Source organism: Firmicutes bacterium HGW-Firmicutes-1, assembly GCA_002841625.1.
GTDB lineage: Bacteria > Bacillota > Clostridia > Lachnospirales > Vallitaleaceae > HGW-1.
Genome location: PHAG01000004.1, coordinates 193224 through 208316, shown reverse-complemented (window position 1 = coordinate 208316; position 15093 = coordinate 193224). Strand labels below are relative to the sequence as shown.

The 15093-nt window shown below is 33.8% G+C and carries 19 protein-coding genes, 3 tRNA genes and 1 rRNA gene; 19 read left to right on the top strand and 4 right to left on the bottom strand.

What is annotated here, in order from left to right:
* The 3 genes from rrf to CVU84_06730 form a co-directional block, all read left to right on the top strand.
* Nucleotides 1-103 (top strand): 5S ribosomal RNA (gene rrf / locus CVU84_06740); the annotation flags it as partial.
* Between the two features lie 79 nt (nucleotides 104-182).
* A tRNA-Cys gene (locus CVU84_06735) sits at nucleotides 183-253 on the top strand.
* A 205-nt stretch (nucleotides 254-458) separates the two neighbouring features.
* Nucleotides 459-532, top strand: a tRNA-Met gene (locus tag CVU84_06730).
* A 104-nt stretch (nucleotides 533-636) separates the two neighbouring features.
* Here the strand turns inward: CVU84_06730 and CVU84_06725 are convergent.
* The 3 genes from CVU84_06725 to CVU84_06715 are packed head-to-tail and all read right to left on the bottom strand — an operon-like array spanning nucleotide 637 to nucleotide 2639.
* Nucleotides 637-1005, bottom strand: coding sequence for a hypothetical protein (locus CVU84_06725; GenBank protein PKM95366.1), 369 nt, complete (start codon nucleotides 1003-1005; stop codon nucleotides 637-639).
* A gap of 13 nt (nucleotides 1006-1018) precedes the next feature.
* Nucleotides 1019-1420, bottom strand: a complete 402-nt coding sequence (locus CVU84_06720; protein PKM95365.1) for a hypothetical protein — start codon at nucleotides 1418-1420, stop codon at nucleotides 1019-1021.
* Nucleotides 1421-1451: 31 nt separating this feature from the next.
* On the bottom strand, nucleotides 1452-2639 hold the full coding sequence (locus CVU84_06715) for a potassium transporter (GenBank protein PKM95377.1): 1188 nt from the start codon (nucleotides 2637-2639) through the stop codon (nucleotides 1452-1454).
* A gap of 448 nt (nucleotides 2640-3087) precedes the next feature.
* On the opposite strand from CVU84_06715, the gene CVU84_06710 reads away from it, so the two are divergent.
* Together CVU84_06710 and CVU84_06705 are read left to right on the top strand one after the other, a co-directional pair.
* Nucleotides 3088-3564, top strand: a complete 477-nt coding sequence (locus CVU84_06710) for a hypothetical protein (GenBank protein ID PKM95364.1) — start codon at nucleotides 3088-3090, stop codon at nucleotides 3562-3564.
* 127 nt (nucleotides 3565-3691) lie between these two features.
* Nucleotides 3692-3762: transfer RNA gene (locus tag CVU84_06705), tRNA-Cys, on the top strand.
* Nucleotides 3763-3768: 6 nt separating this feature from the next.
* Here CVU84_06705 and CVU84_06700 read toward each other — a convergent pair.
* Nucleotides 3769-4125, bottom strand: coding sequence for a hypothetical protein (locus CVU84_06700; GenBank protein PKM95363.1), 357 nt, complete (start codon nucleotides 4123-4125; stop codon nucleotides 3769-3771).
* A gap of 71 nt (nucleotides 4126-4196) precedes the next feature.
* On the opposite strand from CVU84_06700, the gene CVU84_06695 reads away from it, so the two are divergent.
* The 14 genes from CVU84_06695 to CVU84_06630 all read left to right on the top strand — a co-directional run bounded on the left by CVU84_06695 (nucleotide 4197) and on the right by CVU84_06630 (nucleotide 15092).
* Nucleotides 4197-4379 (top strand): DUF951 domain-containing protein, encoded by a 183-nt coding sequence (locus CVU84_06695; protein PKM95362.1) that lies wholly within the window; start codon nucleotides 4197-4199, stop codon nucleotides 4377-4379.
* A gap of 108 nt (nucleotides 4380-4487) precedes the next feature.
* Entirely contained in the window at nucleotides 4488-4775 is a 288-nt protein-coding gene (gene rpsF, locus CVU84_06690; GenBank protein ID PKM95361.1) for a 30S ribosomal protein S6, read from the top strand.
* A 65-nt stretch (nucleotides 4776-4840) separates the two neighbouring features.
* On the top strand, nucleotides 4841-5296 hold the full coding sequence (locus tag CVU84_06685; protein ID PKM95360.1) for a single-stranded DNA-binding protein: 456 nt from the start codon (nucleotides 4841-4843) through the stop codon (nucleotides 5294-5296).
* A gap of 115 nt (nucleotides 5297-5411) precedes the next feature.
* Complete coding sequence (gene rpsR / locus CVU84_06680; protein PKM95359.1) at nucleotides 5412-5648, top strand: 30S ribosomal protein S18; 237 nt, start codon at nucleotides 5412-5414, stop codon at nucleotides 5646-5648.
* A 135-nt stretch (nucleotides 5649-5783) separates the two neighbouring features.
* On the top strand, nucleotides 5784-6086 hold the full coding sequence (locus tag CVU84_06675; GenBank protein PKM95358.1) for a hypothetical protein: 303 nt from the start codon (nucleotides 5784-5786) through the stop codon (nucleotides 6084-6086).
* A gap of 108 nt (nucleotides 6087-6194) precedes the next feature.
* On the top strand, nucleotides 6195-8237 hold the full coding sequence (locus CVU84_06670; protein ID PKM95357.1) for a DHH family phosphoesterase: 2043 nt from the start codon (nucleotides 6195-6197) through the stop codon (nucleotides 8235-8237).
* Between the two features lie 2 nt (nucleotides 8238-8239).
* Entirely contained in the window at nucleotides 8240-8686 is a 447-nt protein-coding gene (locus tag CVU84_06665; GenBank protein ID PKM95356.1) for a 50S ribosomal protein L9, read from the top strand.
* A 39-nt stretch (nucleotides 8687-8725) separates the two neighbouring features.
* Entirely contained in the window at nucleotides 8726-10063 is a 1338-nt protein-coding gene (locus CVU84_06660) for a replicative DNA helicase (protein PKM95355.1), read from the top strand.
* Between the two features lie 129 nt (nucleotides 10064-10192).
* The gene (locus CVU84_06655; GenBank protein ID PKM95354.1) at nucleotides 10193-10468 is read left to right on the top strand and encodes a DUF2508 domain-containing protein; all 276 of its coding nucleotides are present in this window, start codon (nucleotides 10193-10195) and stop codon (nucleotides 10466-10468) included.
* A 12-nt stretch (nucleotides 10469-10480) separates the two neighbouring features.
* The gene (locus CVU84_06650; protein PKM95353.1) at nucleotides 10481-10687 is read left to right on the top strand and encodes a pro-sigmaK processing inhibitor BofA; all 207 of its coding nucleotides are present in this window, start codon (nucleotides 10481-10483) and stop codon (nucleotides 10685-10687) included.
* A 188-nt stretch (nucleotides 10688-10875) separates the two neighbouring features.
* Nucleotides 10876-11694: a hypothetical protein gene (locus CVU84_06645; GenBank protein ID PKM95352.1), complete on the top strand. Its 819-nt coding sequence runs from the start codon at nucleotides 10876-10878 to the stop codon at nucleotides 11692-11694.
* A gap of 356 nt (nucleotides 11695-12050) precedes the next feature.
* Nucleotides 12051-13142, top strand: coding sequence for a hypothetical protein (locus CVU84_06640; GenBank protein ID PKM95351.1), 1092 nt, complete (start codon nucleotides 12051-12053; stop codon nucleotides 13140-13142).
* Nucleotides 13135-14349: a pilus assembly protein gene (locus CVU84_06635; protein PKM95350.1), complete on the top strand. Its 1215-nt coding sequence runs from the start codon at nucleotides 13135-13137 to the stop codon at nucleotides 14347-14349. Before CVU84_06640 ends, CVU84_06635 begins: the two co-directional genes overlap by 8 nt.
* A gap of 2 nt (nucleotides 14350-14351) precedes the next feature.
* Complete coding sequence (locus CVU84_06630) at nucleotides 14352-15092, top strand: pilus assembly protein TadB (GenBank protein PKM95349.1); 741 nt, start codon at nucleotides 14352-14354, stop codon at nucleotides 15090-15092.
* Nucleotide 15093 lies beyond the last annotated feature (1 nt).

Sequence of the window (15093 nt, the reverse complement as noted above, 5' to 3'; positions counted from 1 at the left end):
TCTATGGGTAACACCCGTTCCCATACCGAACACGATGGTTAAGGCATAGACGGCCGATGGTACTTGGTTGGTAACGACCCGGGAGAGTAGGTGGCTGCCGATTTTTTATTTATTTTTACTTGAATAATTAGAAAACGGAAGATAGGCAACAAAAGATTTTGGTTAGAATAGTTTTCTTATATGGCGCCATAGCCAAGTGGTAAGGCAGAGGTCTGCAACACCTTCATCCCCAGTTCAAATCTGGGTGGCGCCTTTTTTCACCTATTGGAAGAGGATCCCCACATTTTGTGGAGGCTCACTGACAACGGTGGGAGCATGGACTCCCACTTGAGAACTAGTGAAATTAAAGATAACATGTATAAATAACATCTTTTTTGATAATAATTATACTTGACGCTACATATAATAAAGTATACAATTATATGTACAACAACAAAACACACACAATAAAATATTGACGCGGGGTGGAGCAGTCTGGTAGCTCGTCGGGCTCATAACCCGAAGGTCATAGGTTCAAATCCTGTCCCCGCAATTAAAAAAAAGACTTTAAACTAATGTTTAAAGTCTTTTTTGATGTGCGCCTTGCAATGTGCGCAATCTTGAGGTTCTCTTCTCTCTTATAGAATTTCAGCATGCCTATAAAGAATCATTTTTAATATTATTTGATTGTCCACTAAAATAAGAGCTCATGGGAATCGTGAACATAATTCCCGTATTGGTTTTCTTCATATTATTACCAAGGAGTGCTTCAATCATATCCATTGCTTCAAGAACCTTTTCTTCAGAGTCCACGATTGATAACAATGTTTTTTTGTAATTGGTTACTTCACTGATTGTCCTTAGTGTAGATTCAATGGCGGGCCTATACCCTAAGTAACTATTATCAATATTAGTTGTGCCCATGGAATCTATTACAATAGAACCTTTTATATCTATGTTTTTAAGGGCTTTTATTATTGATTTAAGCTTTTCCGTATTGCTGATCACTATAACCATTAAATACATATCTACACCTCCATTAAGATTTTTTCCCCTTGGCTAAGTTCTTTTTCATTTCGCGGCTCTCGATATGTCTCTCAAGCTCACCACCACGAAAATGAGTTACTGGTAAAACGAACATCATTCCTTTATTGGGTTTTTTTAAATCTCCACCTAAAATTAATTGAACTTCATCCATTGCTTTTATAACCTGCTCTTCTCTTTCAATAAGTGAAAAAATAACTCTACTTGCTTTGTTTTTTCCTTCAAGAACGTTGACTAAGCTTGCTAGGAAAGATACGCTATATAGATCATTTTCAATTACAGTAGCTGATCCTATGCTCTCGATAACTGTTGCACCTCTTAAACCAACTTCACGTATTCTTGTTAAAATGTCTGCTAGATATTCTACTTCATTTAGAACGATAAACAATACATGCATTTTATATCCCTCCAATTTAGTTTGTAAATACTTATTCGATTACTTCATCATCTACTGCACCATTTTCACCAGATTTCATAATTGCAAAACGTGTACATAAAGGTCCAACAATTTCTGTGATTACGGTTGTTGCTAATAAGACGGTAATGACTAAGCTTCCAATTTCAGTTCCCGCAAACTCATGACTAATAACAATGGCCAAACCTACTGCAACACCAATTTGAGATAGTAAACCAAAGCCAATATATTTTTTGATAACTGGGTCTGCTTTTGTAATAGTTGCTCCTAGAGATGAACCTCCAATTTTGCCAATAATTCGTGCAACAGTATAAACTAAACCAATAATACCAACCTCAGCTAATAAACTAACGTTTAATCTAGCACCGGCCAGAACAAAAAAAGCTGTGTAAATGGGTGCAGTAATCGATTCAATGATGGAAAAGACTTTTGTGCGATGGGTACTAAGATTAGCAACCATTATCCCCAATGTCATATTGCTCAATAGTGCTGATAAATTAAATAAGGTGGCGATGCCTAACGTTAACATAATTGCTGCAATTAATATTGTAAGGATTTCTCTGGTGTAAGAAACTTTACCTAATATAAAGACTAAGATACCTCCCATTACAATTCCTATACCAATAGATCCACCTATTTCTACCAAGGGTTTAAGAATAATACTTGACCAACGTACTGTTTCTGAGTGGGAGATAGCAACTCTAGCAATAGAAGATGCAACAGCATAAATCATCAAGCATATAGCATCATCTATAGCCACAACTGCTATTAATGTACTAGTGAGAGGACCTTTAGCACGTAGTTCGGTGATGACCATTACGGTAGCAGCTGGTGCTGTAGCTGAAGCAACGGCTCCAAGTAATAGTGCAACCTCAAGGGGTTGTTTCAATAATAGCATTGCCCCTGTAACAATACCGAATGCTCCAAATGCTTCAAAAAAAGCAATTGCAAATACCTTTTTACCAATTTTCTTTAAGTTATTTGCGAGTAGTTCGCCTCCAATACTAAAAGCAATTAGCCCAAGTGCCATATCGCTAACACTACTTACTTGATCCAAGAATTCAAGGTTTAAAATCCCTAAAAAAGATTGCCCAAGTATAAGGCCGGCAATAATATAACCAGCAACCGAAGGTATTTTAAGCTTGTTAATAAGCTTTCCAATAAAAAATCCACTCATAATAGCAAGGCCTATCCCTGTCATTAAGTTCAATTATATCGCCTCCAATTTTTTTTTGTAACTTCTACTTAAATAAAGAAGCAGTAAATATGCTACTTTTTCCCAAATAATAATTATACGCCTATGGATTCTATTAAACAAGGTTTAATCCTATTACTAGTAATATTGCTCGAACAATCGGCAAAGAAATATTTTTATGTGTAAAATAATGTGTAATAATCAAGGCGTTATAATTGACATATATTAAGTTGTTGAATATAATATTATATAAAGTTGTGTCTGTTTATATCTTTAGTATATGTGTAGGATTTATTTAACCGAATGGAATTGGTTCCCCCACTTATTAAGTGGGGGAACTAATTCCAACATCGGTGGGGGTTCAAGCCCCAACCGATGTGCAGCGAAGCTTGCATTCGGTTACGAAACCGTAGCGAGTGCGGAGGTTTTGTAACTTTGACAACAGGGAGAATCAATGAAAATATTTGATGAAAAATTCAAACACAATAAAGGGAAATATATTTCTCAGTGTATTATTTCAACTACTTTTCTGATGGTTATCTTACTTTATGTAGACATTGTATTGAAAGCAACCATTATTTTTTCTATTGGAGCAACAAGTTTCATTGTTTTTACATGTCCTAAAAAAAGAAGTTCAAGTACTAGATGTATTCTTGGTGGATATATCATTGGAGCACTCACTGGATACTTTTGCAATTTGATACAGTATTTTATTCCCACCTTTCCTTTTGCAGTAACAGGATCAATCGCCATAGGATTATCCATTTTTCTTATGGTCATTTTGAATGCAGAGCACCCGCCAGCAGCAGCCTTTGCTATAGGAATGGTAATTGAAAAGTATTCTTTGGTATCAGTTTTGCTGGTGATAGGGATAGCAAGTATATTGTTGTTAATTAAAAAATATATGGGGAATTGGTTTATTAATTTGTAGATAGTAATTAGAAATGTTGTGTTTAGAAGTAATTATATCATGACTGACACGTAATGACTAATTTCATCAAACTACACTGTTGACAAACCCTAACCACTCAGCATATAATATTTCTATGAGTGCCTTTGGCGCCATAGCCAAGTGGTAAGGCAGAGGTCTGCAACACCTTCATCCCCAGTTCAAATCTGGGTGGCGCCTTTATTGTTATAAAGTATGTAAATTTACGCCTATAGCATCTATTTGCTGATTTAAAGAATTTGATATTTTATACCATCTTTGAACAGTATTCTCAAGTACATAATAATGAATAATATAAGTCACTGTTAGTACGCCAAGTAGCAATACTAACAAAAGGGTAAACAAATTAGTCATCAAGATCATGCCAACAAAAGAGAATACAAATAACAATGCAGTAAATATCATCACAAGCAAATGTACGATTCTTTCATGTTGTAACCATTTAATCTGACGGTTATGATATTCTAATAAGTATACTAACTTATCGTTTTGCTTCATCGCATCTAGCAAATAAGATTCATGTTCACGCATGTATTTTGTCATAATAACACCTCAAAGTTATTATATCATATAAGAGAATAAGAGTACAAAGATATAAATTTAGGAGGATTGTCATGGATATTCATGTAAGTGATATTATAACTCTTAAAAAGTCACATCCTTGTGGAAGTTTTGACTGGGAGGTTTTAAGAACCGGGATAGACTTTAGGTTGAAATGTAAAGGATGTAACCATATGGTTATGATACCAAGAGTGAAACTAGAAAAAAATATTAGGAAAATCAATGATAATAAGTAAGGGGTTGCTTTTTTAACTTGATTATGTTATACTTTTTAAGCTAAAATATAATATATCCTTGCTCTTAACTAGATTAAGGGCCATAGACCAGAAGGAGGTGTAGGAAAGATGAATAAATATGAATTAGCAGTTATAATCAATGGTAAGTTAGACGACGAATCAAGAGATGCAACCTTAGAAAAAGTGAAAGGTTATGTTGAAAGATTTGGAGGAACAATCTCAAAAATTGACGATTGGGGTAAAAGAAGACTAGCTTATGAAATTGAGAAAATCAAAGAAGGCTTTTACTATTTTATCTATTTTGAAGCGGATGCTGAAGCTCCAAACGAAATCGAAAAAAGAATTCGTATTATGGAAACAGTACTAAGATATTTATGTTTAAATATCGAAGAATAATAATATAATGCAGCTATCATAAGCTGTGTTAAAATAAAATTATTCACTTACAAGGGGGATTTAGTATGAACAAGGTAATTTTAATGGGGAGATTAACAAAGGATCCGGAGATGAGATATTCTCAAGGCGCTGAGCCAATGGCTATTGCTAGATATACACTAGCAGTAAACAGAGGATATAAACGCGAAGGTGAGCCTGAAGCAGACTTCATTAATGTAGTGGCATTTGGAAAGAGAGGCGAATTTGCTGAAAAATATTTTCAGAAGGGGCAGCAAGTTGCAGTCGTAGGCCATTTACAAGTTAATTCTTATGATGACAAAGAAGGCGTTAAACGATGGAGCACTGATGTAATAGTGGATGAACAGCATTTTGCTGAAAGTAAAAAATCATTCGAGGAACGTGGTAAGTTTGAAGGGCAAGCTCGTTCTAGTTATCCGGAAACACCACAACCTGTGAAGTCAGCAGAAGGATTTGTTCCAATCAGCCAAGAGTTTGACGACGACGATGATTTACCATTTTAACAAACTGAGGAGCGTAGCTTAATCAGTAGGTTTCTTCATAACTAAGAAGTAGGGTATCCTACTATAATTATTTTGCCGAGTAACATAAATTTGGCAATAAAGGAGGTTGCACGAGATGGCATTTGAAAAAAGAAAGCCAATTAAAAGAAGAAAAAGAGTTTGCGTTTTCTGTGAAGAAAAATCAAAATCAATCGATCATAAAGATGTAAATAAATTAAAAAGATTTGTATCAGAAAGAGGTAAAATTCTTCCTAGAAGAATTACTGGAAACTGTGCAAAACATCAAAGAGCATTAACAATAGCAGTAAAGAGATCAAGACATATTGCATTAATGCCATATACAGTAGATTAAATCTACTTAAGCGAAAGGCTCTGATTTTTCAGAGCCTTTCGCTTTTTGAAAAAAGATTGACTTTTCATAAATTCAATATAATGATATAATATTTTAGAGTAGTATAGTAAGAGTATAAGTTGAAGGTGGGTTACAATGGGAGAGATGGAAATTACAAATAAAATTAAAATTATTGAGCAATTAAAGAGCCAATTATTATCAGATGTTTCTTCAGTGTTTTCTAACATGACGGCAGAAGAAGGCGATAACAAGAACAATATTGATTTATTGGCGGACATTATGATCATAACATATTTCTTATCGGAGAAATTAGGTACATCCTATGAAGGCTTAGATTTAAAAGTAAAGAATAAATTAAAGATAGCATTACTAACTGAAGGGGAGCATTCAAAATGGAGAACACAGCTTTCCTTACTTTCAAGACATTTTGATATTTAATCAAAGAGTAGTGGATATGTAACTTGTGCAGCAAGCATTATATATCTCTATGATTATGAACGTGACTTATTAGCACGTTGCTTTTATAGGCGAAATGAGGCTTATTATATGGGAAAAAAGAGAAGTATACGAGTTAACAGTAGAATAGAAGGCTATTTTAGATGGCCATTATTTTATTTAATCATCATTGCAGCGCTTACAATTATTGGTGCACTTTATAATCCAACACTTGGATTTATTTATATTATGTTTTTGGCAATTTCCACCGCAATAGCTATATATCTTATCTTTTTTAATAGACGTCGTTTAATGACAGATATTATAAGCTTTGCTATGAATTTGGATGAAGTTCAAAAACAGCTTTTGACGAACTTTGAGATGCCATATATTCTTATGGATGGAGTAGGTAGAATCAAATGGTACAATGAGAGTTTTAGATTATTGTTTTCAAATGCAAGATTACAAAACATGAAAATAACGAATATCATAACTTCAATTAATACATCTCAATTCCCTACAGAAGGGGCAGAATATGAAAAACAGTTTATTGTTGAAGACAAAGCATTTAAAATTGTTGTAAGACAAATGGTCGTTGATAAAACCGATCCAAATACCAAGGAAAAAGCTTCTAAGGGAACGGAAGCCTTATTCGTTGCATATTTTTATGATATTTCAAGAGAAAATGCATTGGTAATTAAAAATGAAGAACAAAAATCGATTTTCTGTCTTCTGTATATAGATAATTATGATGAAGTTATTCACAGCATTGAAGAAGTAAGAAGGCCTTTGCTAATTGCATTAATTGATAGAAACATAAATAAGTTTTCTCAAGAAATCGATGGCGTTATTAGAAAGTTTGAAAAGGATAAATATATAATTGTATTTCAAAACAAATACTTACCGTCAATTCAAGAAAACAAGTTTACGATTCTTGATAGTATAAGAGAAATTAATATTGGTAATGAAATGGCTGTAACCCTAAGTCTTGGAATCGGTAAAAGCGAGGGATCATTTACTAAGAAGATTGACTTTGCTAAAGTTGCTATGGATTTAGCACTTGGTAGAGGTGGAGATCAAGCCGTAATTAAAAATGACGAGAAGCTGTCCTTTTATGGAGGAAAAACGAGAGGTGTTGAAAAAAGCACAAGAGTAAAGGCTAGGATTAAAGCCCACGCTTTTAGAGAATTATTAGATGAATGTGATCGTGTACTCATTATGGGTCATAAGATAGGAGATATGGACTCATTAGGCGCTTCAATAGGGGTATATGCATGTGCTAAGCACTTTGGTAAACCAGCACATATTGTTATTAATAAAATAACAACATCTATTTACCCAATGTATGAAAAGTTAATTGAGGATAAAGAATATCCTACAGATCTTTTTGTAAACAATACGCAAGCAGTTTCCTTTGTTGGGGATCAAACCTTACTGGTAGTTGTCGATGTAAATAGACCTAGCTACACGGAGTATCCAGATTTATTAAAGTATTCGAAGAAAATTGTTGTATTTGATCATCATCGAGTAACGGCGGAGTATATAGAAAATGCAGTTTTAAGCTACGTTGAGCCATATGCTTCATCAACTTGCGAGATGATTACAGAGATTACGCAATATGTATCAGAAAGAGTTAAGCTTAAGCCTGTGGAAGCAGATGCTTTATTTGCAGGAATAGCAGTGGATACAAAGAATTTTGTAGCAAAAACAGGAGTAAAGACCTTTGAAGCGGCAGCCCACTTAAGACGTAGCGGCGCAGATGCAATTCGTGTAAGCAAACTATTCAAAAACGATATGGCATCTTATAAAGCAAAGGCAACAGCTGTAAAAAATTCCGAGTTGTTTAGAGAAAGTATCGCAATATCCATATGTCCATCTGATATCGTTAACCCTAGTTTAGTGGGTGCTCAAGCTGCAGATGAACTATTAAATATTTCAGGAATTAAAGCATCTTTTGTTTTAACACTGGTTGAAAATACGATTTATATCAGTGCTAGATCAGTTGATGAGATTAATGTTCAGCTTATAATGGAAAAGCTTGGCGGTGGTGGGCATTTGAATGTTGCAGGCGCGCAGTTAGAAAACTATACGGTTAATAGTGCATTAGAAATATTAAAACAAACAATTGATGAATATTTTGTGAAAGGGGATTAACAATGAAAGTCATATTATTAGAAGACGTTAAAAAGGTAGGAAAAAAAGGTGAGATAGTAGAAGTAAGTGATGGTTATGCAAGGAATTTTTTATTTGCAAAAAAATTAGGTGCGGAAGCTACTAATAAATCAATAAATGATATCAAACTTCAAAAGGCTTCAGAAGAAAGAAGAGAACAAGAAATATACCAAGAAGCCTTAGAAATGGCAGAAAGAATTAAGGCGGCAGTAGTCACTGTTCCAATAAAAGCTGGTGATGGCGGTAGAATCTTTGGATCAATTTCTACGAAGGAAATTACGAAAGAAGTTAAGGATCATTTTAATCTAGACATTGATAAGAAAAAAATGCAATTAAAGGAACCAATTAAAGCATTAGGCACATACACTATACCTATTAAAATACATCCTAAAGTGACAGGGGAATTGACTGTCAAGGTTATTGAAGGGTAGTTTATAACAATAGGCAAATAAACAATCGGAGTGATACACGTGGAAGAGTCTATAAAAAGAATACCACCGCATAGCATTGAAGCAGAGCAATCGGTTATTGGGTCCATGGTTATGGATAGAGAAGCGATTGGAATTGCCCTTGAGAACATTGATGGAGATGATTTCTATCAACCTGACTTAAAGGCTATTTTTGATGCCATGGTTAACCTCTATCAACATAATCAGCCAGTTGACCTGGTTACGTTGCAAACAAAGTTAAAAGATTTAGGACAATTGGATATGGTAGGTGGTATTGATTATTTATCTAAGTTAGCCATAGCTGTACCAACGTCTGCCCATATAGAAAATTATGCACAGATCGTAAAAGAAAAATCCATATTAAGAAAGCTTATAAAAGCTGGACAGGAAATAATTGCAGATGGGTATGAAGGTAAAGAACGTCTTGAAGGCATTTTAAATGGTGCAGAGGAAAAAATATTTAATATTATTCAAGGAAGAAAGACTGGAGAATTCTCAAATATAAGTAAAATCGTATCTGACTCTTTGGATATGATAAGTGAAGCATATTTAAACAAGGGACAAGTTACAGGTGTTGCAACTGGGTTTCCTGATTTAGATCATAAAACAGCAGGGCTACAGGCATCTGATTTAATTTTAATAGCGGCGAGACCTTCTATGGGGAAAACTGCTTTTGCTATTAATGTTGCACAACATGCCGCGGTAAAAGAAAGAAAATCCGTAGCCATCTTTAGTTTAGAAATGTCAAAGGAGCAATTAGCAAGGCGTATGTTATGTACACAAGGTCTTGTAGATGCTCAGAAGGTAAGAATTGGTGATTTAACAGAGGAAGAATGGTTGAACCTTATTGATGCTTCTACCATTGTTGGACAAGCGCCTATTTTTATTGATGATACGCCAGGCGTTTCAGTAAATGAAATTAGAGCAAAATGTAGAAAGTTAAAGCTTGAAAAAGGTTTAGACTTAATCCTAATTGATTACTTGCAGCTTATGAGCGGAAACAGTAAAAAAGAATCAAGACAACAAGAGATTTCCGAAATTTCTCGTGGGTTAAAAGGTTTGGCAAGAGAGATGGAAGCACCTGTAATTGCTTTATCTCAGCTTAGTCGTGCATGTGAGACCAGAGCCGATCATAGACCTATTCTATCTGATTTAAGAGAATCAGGAGCAATCGAGCAGGATGCGGATATCGTTATGTTTTTATATAGAGATGAGTATTATAATGAGGATTCAGAATTTAAAAATCAAGCCGAACTCATAATTGCGAAACAAAGAAATGGTCAAACCGGAACTGTCCATTTGGCATGGCTCGGTGCATATACAAAATTTGCTAGTAGTACATATAAAAAAGAAAGCTAAAGAGGTACTAGTTTACTATTAAAAGGAACATTTTAAATTTAATGTTTGCTAAAAAGATTAGGACAGGCATAAATGATACTATTCATGGCTATACTATAATTAAGAAAAATATGGTAAGGCTGTGATATTATGAAAAGCAACTCTAATTATCAATATAGTGAAAGTGATTTAAAAAATAAAGTAACAGATGATCAAACCGCGATTATACTAAGCATAGAAAAAGTGAAGAAAGCTTTAGAATGTGCTTATGCAAATTTTGATTTTGTTTCAGAACCTGAATTAGTGGATAGCTATATTTATGAAGTGAAAGCGATACAACTCAAATATCAGTATTTAATACAACAAGCTAAGTCGTTAGGAATAATATCTGATAAAATCGAGTATACATGTAAAAAGAATAGGTAGGAGAGTAAAGCTATGAAAGCCTTGAGGTTACTACTGAGTGTGGTTATAAAAGGTGTCATAGGCATTTTGGGGATATATATAACAAATTTAGCCCTATCAAGTTGGCACATATCTGTGGGTGTCAATGCTTGTAACGGTATTATCATTGGTATTCTCGGGTTATCAGGGTATCTGCTCTTGTATGTACTTGTTTGCATTGATATTGCAATCTTTAAATAAGATCGTAACAAAATAAGGGATGTCTCAAAATAGATATTTATCTAGAGAGAGATAGCCCTTTTTAGTGTTTTTAAATATATTCCAAGATTTGCCAAAGGAAAGACTACTATATTGTGATAAAATAATGAACATAATGAATTCGATGAAAAAGAGTTAAAGGAAAAGATTTATAGGAAGGGGTTTTTATTATGATTAGATGGTGCGCTAAACATGGAAGATTGGTTATGATACTGTGGTCATTGCCAGTTTCAATTGTATATTTCTTTATGTTTTATTATGTAGGCATATCTCTTGCATATTGGGTTCTGTTTGTTGTTTTTATGACATTTACTGCTTGGGGATTTGTTCATTCTTGCAAGTTCCAGGTATTCATGAAATCCATAAAATCATTAAATGAAGCCTGTGATCCGTATCCGTTACTTGACGTTGTGAATGAACGATTAGCGGATTTAAAATCAAAAAAACACCTTCGAGGCCTGCTTATTTACAAAGCGCTTGCATTAAGAGAGATGGGGGATTTTACAAGCTGTTCAGAAATTCTTGAAAGTATTGATCTTGATCAGAAGGCAGCTTCGCCCATTTTAAAAATACTTTATTATATAAATTTAGCGGATATTTATATTAATCTGAATAAGATTAACGAAGCTCAACGTATACTTAGTAAAGCATATGAAATCCTCCAAGTCACCAGACTCAGTAAACGAAATAAATTGACGTTAGAGCGATATTATACATTCAATCATTTCACAATTGAGTTTAGTAAAGGAATAACCGATGGAATGGAAGAATTCTTGCTTATGATAAATAAACAACCATTGTCAAAAAGATTTCTGATTTCAAGCAATCTTGCAACAGCCGAGTTTTATTTAAGGGAAAACAAAGTGAACATAGCGAAAGAATATCTGCAATTTGTAATTGACGATGGAAACAAGCTATATGATGCCGTAAGAGCACAGAAAATGATGGACAGCATTGAGGAACAGGTCGAAAAACAACCAGACCGATAAACAGATAGCATTTATCAAGGAGAGAATACAATGTATTTACAAAACATTGAATGCCTGAGGATATCATAAGTATCTAAGACTTAAACACTAAAATAATGAACCAATTTCCAGCTCTTTAATGACAGATGGTAAAAGGATAAAAGCGAAACAAATACTTATGAAATCAATTGAAATATATGTAAAAGCCTTACAAAAAAGGGAAACATATACAGGCAATCAAATGCAAATGAGATAATATTAGATAATTCATAAATCCCACTTTACATATAATATAATTTGGGATATAATAGCAATACAATGTTGTTGTCAGCTAAATAATTATAATTGAAAAGGGGGACCTGTTATGGCAGTAAAGAATGCTTAATTTAGAGATTGCCATTTGCGAATGGGATCAAGAGTATTCACATAAACTATCTAGTTATCTTATGACTTATAACATCCATCGTTTTTCTATCCACACTTTTTCTAACGAAACCCATCTTCAGAAATTTCTGAAAAACAATCCAATTGATATTTTATTAATAAGTGAAAAATTTTATATGAAATTGAACAAAAAACTTCTAACGGATGTTACTATTTTGCTTGTGGATAATGTCTTAAGCACATCATTGTTAGAGCTACCTAGGATTGATAAGTATCAACAGGGGCACCTAATTGTTGAGAGAATAATATCATACTATACGTCCTTATGTGGCAAAGAGCAGGTTGGAGTTAATAACAATTCTACAACGGAAATAATTTGCGTATACTCACCTATTGGAGGGAGTGGAAAGACAACCATTTCCTTTGCCCTTGCAAATATGTTATCAATGCAAGGATATAGAACTCTTTTCTTAAGTCTTGAAGAGTTTCCTTCTTATACTAAGTTATTAGATAACATATATAATAGTAGCTTATCTGATTTGCTTTACCACATAAAAAAGAGATCACCGAATTTGATAATGAAGCTTGAAGGAATAAAAAAGAATGATAACATTACTGGGATGAGCTATATTCCACCACCAATCTGTAAAGAGGATATGACTAGTCTTGAAGATGAGGATTGGATGCAGTTAATGAATTGTTTATTGAAAGCAAAGGAGTATAAGTATATTATTATTGATTTTACGAGTGAGTGTTCAGCTAGAAACAGTTTAATGATGGAAAAATGTCATAAGAAGATAATTTTAACAAATTATACCATTGGAAGTAATGAAAGGCTTAAAGCACTATTTGAAAATGGTAATAGTAGTGGGGAAAAGCTAGAAAATGTAATTATAGTGGCCAATGCGACTAAACCATCAATGGATGCTACAATCCAAGAGTTTGGAGAGAGTAGAATTGTATGTGAGATACCTTTTATAGAAAATTTGTATAGTAGAAATAATGAAAAGATAAATATTAATCTTGACAACAGCTTCGGACAGGAAATTAAAAAATTAGGAAAGGTGATAAATATGGATGGATGAAAGAATCATTGAAGAAATAAAATTACAAGTCAGAAATCAGTTGGATCTATCAAGAGAGCTAAGGGATGAAGAGATTATCGATATCATTGATGAAGCCATACTATCAAAAGCAAGAGATGTATATATAGATACGAAAGAAAAAGTAGTCCTTGCCCTTCAATTGTTCAATGCGTTAAGAAGATTGGATGTACTACAACCGTTTATTATTGATGAAAGCGTAACTGAGATTATGGTAAATGGGAAAGATTTCATATTCATTGAAAAGAAGGGTCAGCTTATTCAATCTGAGGTGCGATTTGAGACCGTAGAAAGATTGGAGGATGTTATTCAAAGTATTGTATCTAAAATGAATAGAGTAGTAAATGAAGCAACGCCAATATGTGATGCCAGGTTAGAGGATGGTTCAAGAATTAATGTTGTATTACCACCAATAGCCTTAAACGGACCAATCTTAACGATAAGAAAGTTTTCAAAAAAAACAATTAATATGCAGCAATTGCTTGGGTGGAAAGCCATTTCAGAAGAAGCGGCAGAGTTTCTGGAGAAAGCGATCAAGGCAAAATATAATATTTTTATAAGCGGTGGAACAGGTTCTGGTAAAACAACTCTTCTAAATATCTTATCTAATTTTATTCCAAACGATGAACGAATCATTACAATTGAAGATTCCGCAGAGCTACAAATTAGTCAAGTAGATAATGTGGTTAGCCTAGAAACACGTAATCCAAACTTAGAGGGAAAGGGTGCCATTACTATTTCTGATTTAATTAGAACGTCTTTAAGAATGCGCCCAGATAGAATTATCGTTGGTGAGGTAAGGGGAGTTGAAGCATTAGATATGCTTCAAGCGATGAATACTGGACACGATGGATCCTTGTCAACAGGTCATGCTAATTCTACAAAAGACATGTTAAGTCGTCTTGAAACTATGATTTTATCAAAAGAAAATTTCCCCCTTGAAGCCATTAGAAAGCAAATAGTATCTTCCATTGATTTGATGGTTCACTTAGGGCGGATGCGAGACAAGTCTAGAAAGATTTTGGAAATTACAGAACTTGTGGGTATAAAAGATGGGGAGATTCAGTTAAATCCACTATTTGTTTATGAAGAGGATACATCATCAATTGGAAATAAGGTTTGTGGAAGCTTAAACGCTACCAAAAATCAAATGGTACATACGGAAAAGCTTGTTTTAAGGAGGTCTTGAGTATGGATTACAACACGTATGAAATGAGTAAAGTAGAGAAGTTTAAATACGGGTGTTTTGGTGTGAGCGGATTATTCCTGCTAGCAATGCTTTTCTATGGACAAATGGTCATAGCTTTACCAGCAAGTATATTTGGCATATTATATATATCTTATAAAAAGAAGGTTCTTGTAGGGGAGCGAAAGAAAAAGCTTAAGGAACAGTTTAAAGAAGGGCTTTATGCATTATCTTCTTCAATCAGTGTTGGAAAAAGTGTTGAGCTTGCATTTATTGAGGCACTAAATGATTTGAAGGTTATATATTATGACGAAGACACTTACATCATAGAGGAATTTGGATACATAGTAAGAAAAATTGCGATGAATCATTCTATAGAAAGCGCATTGCTTGATTTTGCACTTAGGGCTGAGGACGAGGACATTACCAATTTTACAAATGTATTTATAACGGCAAAAAGAACGGGAGGTAATTTAGTAGAAATAATGAAGTACACGACAACAACCATCAATGAAAAAATGATGATCACGGAGAATATTAATGTTTTAATAACAGGAAAGAAATATGAACAAAAAATCCTAGCCTTTTTAGTTCCCTTTATTATTATATATTTACATTTATTTTCATCAGGATTTTTAGAGGTGATGTATAAAACATTACGGGGTAGAATTGCTATGACAACAGCACTATTATTATATATTGTGAGCTTTATAGTGAGTAAAAAGGTTGTAGATATCGAGGTGTGAA